This window comes from Bradyrhizobium altum, from assembly GCF_020889705.1.
Classification (GTDB): Bacteria; Pseudomonadota; Alphaproteobacteria; order Rhizobiales; family Xanthobacteraceae; genus Bradyrhizobium; species Bradyrhizobium altum.
Map to the genome: position 1 here is coordinate 43,810 of NZ_JACMYP010000027.1, position 7,015 is coordinate 50,824.

At 66.3% G+C, this 7,015-nt stretch carries 6 protein-coding genes and 1 pseudogene; 1 reads left to right on the forward strand and 6 read right to left on the reverse strand.

The window, feature by feature from the left end:
- Window positions 1-3 precede the first annotated feature (3 nt).
- The 4 genes from H8B02_RS10470 to H8B02_RS10485 form a co-directional block, all read right to left on the reverse strand.
- Window positions 4-1,296 carry an NAD(P)/FAD-dependent oxidoreductase gene (locus H8B02_RS10470; RefSeq protein WP_229166169.1) on the reverse strand — a complete coding sequence of 431 codons (1,293 nt, stop codon included), beginning with the start codon at window positions 1,294-1,296 and terminating at the stop codon, window positions 4-6.
- Window positions 1,297-1,310: 14 nt separating this feature from the next.
- Window positions 1,311-2,042 carry an amino acid ABC transporter ATP-binding protein gene (locus tag H8B02_RS10475; RefSeq protein ID WP_176529609.1) on the reverse strand — a complete coding sequence of 244 codons (732 nt, stop codon included), beginning with the start codon at window positions 2,040-2,042 and terminating at the stop codon, window positions 1,311-1,313.
- Entirely contained in the window at window positions 2,039-2,692 is a 654-nt protein-coding gene (locus tag H8B02_RS10480) for an amino acid ABC transporter permease (protein WP_229166170.1), read from the reverse strand. The genes H8B02_RS10475 and H8B02_RS10480 overlap by 4 nt, the downstream gene beginning before the upstream one ends.
- A 179-nt stretch (window positions 2,693-2,871) precedes the next feature.
- Window positions 2,872-3,639, reverse strand: coding sequence for an ABC transporter substrate-binding protein (locus tag H8B02_RS10485; RefSeq protein ID WP_229166171.1), 768 nt, complete (start codon window positions 3,637-3,639; stop codon window positions 2,872-2,874).
- 164 nt (window positions 3,640-3,803) lie between these two features.
- On the opposite strand from H8B02_RS10485, the gene H8B02_RS10490 reads away from it, so the two are divergent.
- Window positions 3,804-4,481 (forward strand): cupin domain-containing protein, encoded by a 678-nt coding sequence (locus H8B02_RS10490; protein WP_229166172.1) that lies wholly within the window; start codon window positions 3,804-3,806, stop codon window positions 4,479-4,481.
- Between the two features lie 70 nt (window positions 4,482-4,551).
- Here the strand turns inward: H8B02_RS10490 and H8B02_RS10495 are convergent, their stop codons facing one another.
- Both H8B02_RS10495 and H8B02_RS10500 read right to left on the reverse strand, forming a co-directional pair.
- On the reverse strand, window positions 4,552-6,819 hold the full coding sequence (locus tag H8B02_RS10495) for a xanthine dehydrogenase family protein molybdopterin-binding subunit (RefSeq protein ID WP_229166173.1): 2,268 nt from the start codon (window positions 6,817-6,819) through the stop codon (window positions 4,552-4,554).
- Window positions 6,820-6,822: 3 nt separating this feature from the next.
- Window positions 6,823-7,015, reverse strand: a pseudogene (locus tag H8B02_RS10500) (FAD binding domain-containing protein); the annotation flags it as partial.

Below are 7,015 nucleotides of genomic sequence, written 5' to 3' on the forward strand. Positions count from 1 at the left end.
TAGCTACACCCCGAGCTTGTCCCTTACCCGGCCGGTCAGCACCGCCGTGGTGACGCCGACGCGCCAGAAGGCGTGCATCGGGATCGGCTTGATGCCGGTCACGGGCATGTCGATCTCCGCCTTTGCACCTCCGACCAGGCGGCGGGCGAGTTGCGCGCCCATCGCGGTCGAGAGCGCGACGCCGCGGCCGTTGCAGCCGAGCGAGATCAGCAAATTCTCCGCGGGCGCATGAACATGCGGATAGTGATCGGTGGTGATGGCGAGCCGGCTGTTCCAGCCGTGGGTCCAGCTGACGCCTTTGAGCTGCGGCCACAACCGCTCGGCGTAGCGCATCAGATAGGCGACATCGGTCGGCTTGCTGATCCAGCGCATCGGGCCACGCCCACCCATCAGCAGCCGATTGTGCTGGTCGATGCGGTAATAGACCGTGATGTGGCCGCTCTCGTAGAGCACCGGACGGCCCGGCATGATCGAACGCGCGATCTCGTCCGACAGCGGCGCGGTCGCCGCGATCGACGAGAACACCGGCACGATGGTGCGGCGGAGCGCGGGCCAGAGATCATCGGTGAAGCCATTGGTCGCGAGCAGCACCTTGTCGGCATGCACGATTGCGCGCGGGGTCTCGATCCGCCAGCTTCTGCCGTCACGGCGCAACGACAGCGCCGGCGTCTCGCCATGGACGGCAACGCCGGCACCGATCGCGGCGCGCGCCAGGCCGCGCGCGTAGCTCAGCGGATGCAGATCGCCGCCGCGCGCGTCCAGCATGGCGCAGAGGTAACGGTCGCTGCCGGTCATCTCGCGCATCTCGGCGGCATTGAGCAGCTTGACCGGCATGCCGCGCCGGATGCACTGCTTCGCCGTGGTCTCGATCGCGGTGGCGCTGGCCTCATTGTAGGCGGCGCGCAGCGTGCCGTTCTGCCGCGCCTCGCAGGGAATCTGGTAGCGGCGGATCAGGTCGTGCGTGAAGTTGGTGGTGCCGTAGGAGAATTCGATCATGCGGCGACCGAGGTCGGCGCCGAAATCCTGTTCGATCTGATCGGGGTCGTGCTTCAGCCCGGGATTGGTCTGGCCGCCATTGTTGCCGGACGCGCCCCAGCCCGGCTCCTGCGCCTCCAGCACGGTCGCGAGCACGCCCTGCTCGGCGAGGTGCAGCGCGGTCGACAGGCCGGTGAACCCGCCGCCGATGATCGCGACCGGCACGCTCTTGTCCGACGTCAGCGGCGGTGTCGGCGTCGCTTCCACCGCGGTGTCGGCGTAGAGGCTCGGTGGAAGAGGAAGGCGAATAGGCGCGTTCATTACAGGTGACCTGATCACAACGGGTGCAGCACGCGGCGCAGGAAATCCTGGGTGCGCGGATGCTGCGGTTGGTTGAGGACGGATTTGGCGGCGCCCTGCTCGACGATGACGCCACCGTCGATGAACAGCACGCGGTCGGCGACGTCGCGGGCAAAGCCCATCTCATGCGTGACGACGACCATGGTCATGCCGTCATCGGCGAGCTTGCGCATCACCGACAGCACCTCGCCGACCAGTTCCGGATCGAGCGCCGAGGTCGGCTCGTCGAACAGGATCGCCTTCGGCTGCATCGCCAGCGCCCGCGCGATCGCGACGCGCTGCTGCTGGCCGCCGGAGAGCTTTGGCGGGTGCACCTCGGCCTTGTCGGCGAGCCCGACTTGCGCCAGCAGCGCGCGGCCGCGGGCAATCGCCGCCTCGCGCGGCTCCTTCTTCACATAGAGCGGCCCCTCGATGACGTTCTCGAGCGCGGTGCGATGCGGAAACAGGTTGAAACGCTGGAACACCATCGAGACCTGGGTGCGGATCGCGACGATGGAGCGGTCGCCCTGATCGACGCGCGCGCCTTCGACGCTGATCTCGCCGCGATCGTAGCTTTCGAGCCCGTTGATGCAGCGCAGGATGGTCGACTTGCCGGAACCGGACGGGCCGATGATACAGACCACCTCGCTCTTGGCGACCGAGGCGGTGATGCCCTTTAACACCTCGACCTTGCCAAAGCTCTTGTGGACGTCGCGCAGCTCGATCATTTGCGGTTCGCCTTGTTCTCGAAGTGCCGAACCAGCAGGATAAGCGGGATGCTCATGGTGAGGTACATCAGCGCCACCAAGGTGAACACGCTGGTGTTCTTGAAGGTCGAGGAGGCGATCAGCTTGCCCTGCAGCGCGAGCTCGGCGACCGTGATGGTGGAGGCTTGCGAGGAATCCTTCAGCATCATGATCATGATGTTGCCGTAGGGCGGCAGGATGATCCTGACCGCCTGCGGCAGCACCACGCGTCGCATGGTGAGCCACCAGCCCATCCCGATGGTCTGCGCCGCCTCGATCTGCCCCTTGTCGATCGCCTCGATGCCGGCGCGGAAATTCTCCGCCTGATAGGCTGAGTAGGCGATGCCGAGCCCGATGATCGCGGCCTGCAGCGCCGACAGCGCGATGCCGAAATCGGGCATCACGAAATAGATGTAGAACAGCAGCACGATGATCGGGATGCCGCGGATCACATTGATCAGCGCCGCGCTGAGGCCGACGAGAATGCCGATGCCGGACACCCGCATCAAGGCCCACACCAGCCCGAGCGCGGTCGAGAGCAAGAGCGAGCCGATCGTGACGACGATGGTCAGCCAGACCCCCTGCAACAGGATCGGCACGAACTCGACGGCGTCATGGAAGAATTTTTGCATCGGCTAATTGTATCCAGTCCCGTCACATGCTCGAATGCTTTTACCGTCACCCTGAGGAGCGCGTAGCGCGTCTCGAAGGGTCGACGGCCACCAGCCGGACCGTACATCCTTCGAGACGCGGCGAAGACGCCGCTCCTCAGGATGACGGATCACCTAAAGTCCCGTCGACGCGGTGGCGCTCACGACGCGCTGGCCTTCTGGCCCCATTTCTCCAGGATCTTTGCGATCGTGCCGTTGGCCTTCAGCTTCGCCAGCGAGGCGTTGATCTTGGCCAGCAGTTCGGTGTCGCTCTTGCGGATGCCGATCGCGACCGTGCCCACCGTGACGGGCTTGTAGCCGTCGACCAGCCGCACGTCGGCGAAATTGCCCTGCTGCAGATTGTAGGCGAGGATCGGATAGTCGGCGAAGCCGGCCTTGAGACGACCGGCATTCACGTCGCGCAGGATGTCGGGAATGGTGTCGTAGACCTTGACCTCGCTGAACAGCCCGGTCTTCTTCAGCGCGTCGACGAACGCGGTCCCGACCTGGGCGCCGACCACGGTGCCCTTCAGGTCCTCCTGCGTGGCATAGGCCTTGGTGTCGGCCTTCGGCACCACGAGGCCCTCGCCATAGGTGTAGACCGGCTCGGAGAAATCGATCACCTCCTTGCGCGCGGCGGTGGCGAACATCGCGGCCGCGATGATGTCGATCTTGTTTGCGGTCAGCGAGGGGATCAGCGCCGAGAACTGCATCGGCTCGATCTGCACGGAAAAGCCGGCGTCCTTGCCGATCTCGGTGGCGAGATCGACCATGATGCCCTGGATCGAATTGGTCTTGGTGTCGAGGAAGGTGAAGGGGATGCCGGTCGGCGTCGAGCCGACCTTCAGCACCTGCTGCGCCCCTGACGGCGCGCTCAAGGCAAGGGCAAGCGCCGCGACCGCGGCCTGCATGAGACGCTGAAAGGACATCGCAACACCTCCCGAAGCTGGCCGTGGCACCGCATCGCGCGCTGTGTCAGCGCTTTTGGTTGCGGGCGACGCCGTTCCGGCCTATTTTCACCAATATGAAATTGTGGTCACGAAACCGCGGCCATTGCAAGCGGTTTTCATGCACATGAAGGAAGCGGACTGACGTGAGCGGCAGCAAGAGATTGCGCAAAGGCGCGGCAGCGAGGCCAGCGACGGCACGCCGCGCCGCCAAAGGATCGGCCAAAAAACTGGCCAGGAAGCCGGCCGAGCCCGCGATGGACCTCGCGGTCGGACGCCGCATCCGCGACCTGCGCCGCACCAAGCAGATGTCGCTGGAGGTGGTTGCCGCGCGTACCGACCTTTCGATAGGCTTCATCAGCCAGATCGAGCGCGGCCTATCGTCGCCGTCGCTGCGCGTACTGGCGACGCTGGCCGACGTGCTCGGCGTCGGCATCGCCGCGCTGTTCGGCGCGACACCGAAAGATGACAGCGCCGGCGGCATCGTGACCCGAGAGGTGCAGCGCGCCGAGCTGAAACTGTGGCGCACCGGAATCTCGAAGCAGCTGCTGAGCCCGGCTGGCAGCGAGAGCCGGCTCAATCTGTTCCTGGTGCATCTCGAGCCCGGCGGCAACACGGGCGACGAGTTCTATACCCATGACGGCGAAGAGGCCGGCCTCGTGCTGTCAGGCGAGATGATTCTGACGGTGGACACCGAGACCTGGACGCTGAAGCAGGGCGACAGCTTCCGCTTCACCAGCCGCCGCCCGCATCGGTTTTCCAATCCGGCGCGTGATGCCAAGGCCGTGGTGCTGTGGGTGAATTGCGTGACGGCGGCGGGGTAGTCCCATCCAATGTCTCCCGGCGAAAGCCGGGACGACGATGATGTTTACACCGCGATCGTATCAAGCCGCGTCAGCTTAACCCCATCACGATCTCCTCGATCTTGATCGGGAAATTCCGCACCCGGATGCCGGTGGCGTGGAAGACGGCGTTGGCGACGGCACCGGCGCTGCCGGTTATCCCGATCTCGCCGACGCCCTTGATGCCGAGCGGATTGACGTGCGGATCGTGCTCGTCGACCGTGATCACATCCATCGGCGGCACATCGGCATTCACGGGCACATGATACTCGGCGAGGTTTGCATTGAGGATGCGGCCGGACCTCTTGTCCATCACCGCCTCCTCGTACAGCGCGAACGAGAGGCCCCAGATCATGCCGCCGTAGAGCTGGCTCTGCACCATCAGCGGATTGATGATGCGGCCGGCCGCGAACGCGCCGACCAGCCGCGTGGCGCGGATCTGGCCGAGCTCCGGATCGACCTTGACCTCGGCAAACACAGCGCCGTGCGCATGCATCGCATATTGCGATTGTGCCGCAGGATCGGCTGCACCAACGCCGCCGGCCTCGACCTCGGCAACGCCGGCGCGCGCCAGGATGTCGGCATAGCTCTCGCTGCGCGCAGCGTCGTCGCGGCGATGCAGCCGTCCGGCCCGCGCCACCACGCCGGCATTGCCGGCGCCGAACAACGGCGAACGCTGGTCCGAGGTCGCGAGCTCGGCGAGCTTTGCGATCACGGCAGCACCTGCATTGTGGATCGCGGCACCGACGGTTGCGGTGTGCCCCGAACCGCCGGCAATGCCGGCATCGGGCAGATCGGAGCTACCGGACCTGAACGTCAGCTGATCGAAATCGAGACCGAGCGAGTCGGCCGAGATCTGCGCCAGCGCGGTCCAGGCGCCCTGCCCCATGTCGTGCGCGCCGGTCTCCATCACGCCCTTGCCATCGGCGCGGATCACAGCGCGCGCATTGCCCTGGAACATGATGGCCGGGAACGTCGCGGTCCCCATGCCCCAGCCGACCAGAAAGCCGTTCTCGTCGCGCATCTGCCTCGGCTGCAGCGGACGACCCGCCCAGCCGAAGCGTTCGGCGGCTCTCGCGTAGCACTGGCGCAGCGCCTTGGAGGAAAACGGCTTGCCGGTGGTCGGCTCGACCTCGGCGTAGTTCTTCAGCCGGAACTCCAGCGGATCGATGCCGCAGGCGAACGCCGCCTCGTCGATCGCACTTTCCAGCACGATCGATCCGGTGGCCTCGCCCGGCGCGCGCATGAACAGCGGCGTGCCGGTGTCGACGCGCACGGCTTCATGCGCGGTGCGGATCGCGGGGCTGGCATAGAGCGTGTGCGAGGCGTCGGCGGCGGGCTCGTAGAAATCGTCGAAGCTCGACGTGGTGACGCGCGCCTCATGATTGATCACGGTCAGCTGGCCGGCATCGTCGGTGCCGATCCGGATGCGCTGGCGGGTCGGCGGACGATGGCCGACCGGGCCATACATCTGGCTGCGACGCAGCACGAGCTTGACCGGACGACCGATCAGCTTGGCGGCCATGATGCCGAGCACCTGCGGCCCGGAGATCAGTCCCTTGGAGCCGAAGCCGCCGCCGAGGAACGGGCTGTTGATGTGGATATTCGCCGGCGACATGCCGAACAGGCCGGCGACGCGCATCTGGGCGAAGCCCATGCCCTGGCTCGGCGTGTCGATGAAGAGACGGTCGCCGTCCCACACCGCGACGATCGCATGCGGCTCCATCGCGTTGTGATATTGCGCCGGGGTCTCGTAGGTCGCATCGGTCAGCTTCGTGGCCGCAGCCATGCCGGCGTCGATGTCGCCGTGACGGACCTCGGCGGGATTGCCGATGCCGACCACCGGCGGCGCATAGGCCTCGCCGGCGTCGAGGCCGACGCGCGCGATCTCGACCTGGTAGCGCGGCGACAGCAAGGCCGCACCTTCGGTCGCGGCTTCCAGCGTCTCGGCGATCACGACCGCGATCGCCTGGTTGGCGTAGCGCACCTCGTCGCTCTGCAACAGCTCCATGCGGAAGGCGAACGGATTCCCCTTGGCGTCGGGATCTTCCGCGAGCTCGGGCTTGTGCGCCGGCGTCATCACGTCGATGACGCCGGGATGGCGCTTGGCGGCGGCGACGTCGAGCGCGGTGACACGGCCGCGCGCGATGCAGCTGGTTGCGATCACGGCATAGACCATGCCGGGCGGATGATTGTCGGCGGCATAGCGGGCCTTTCCGGTGACCTTCAGCACGCCATCGGTGCGGGTCATCGGCTGGCCGATGTTCGAGCCATGCCTGATATGGGCGGGGTCGCGGGTCAGACTGAGTTCAACCGTCATGCGTTACGCTCCTGCAACGGATGAGAAAGGAGAGCCGGGCAGCGCGGCAATACGATCCGGCGTGCCTGCGGCAGCAAGGGTGAGCGCGCGCACGACGATGCGCTGCGCGAGCTCGATCTTGAAGGCGTTGTCGCCGGACGGCTTGGCGCCGGCGAGCGCAGTGCGCGCCGCCTCACGATAAACCGCCGCATCGGGC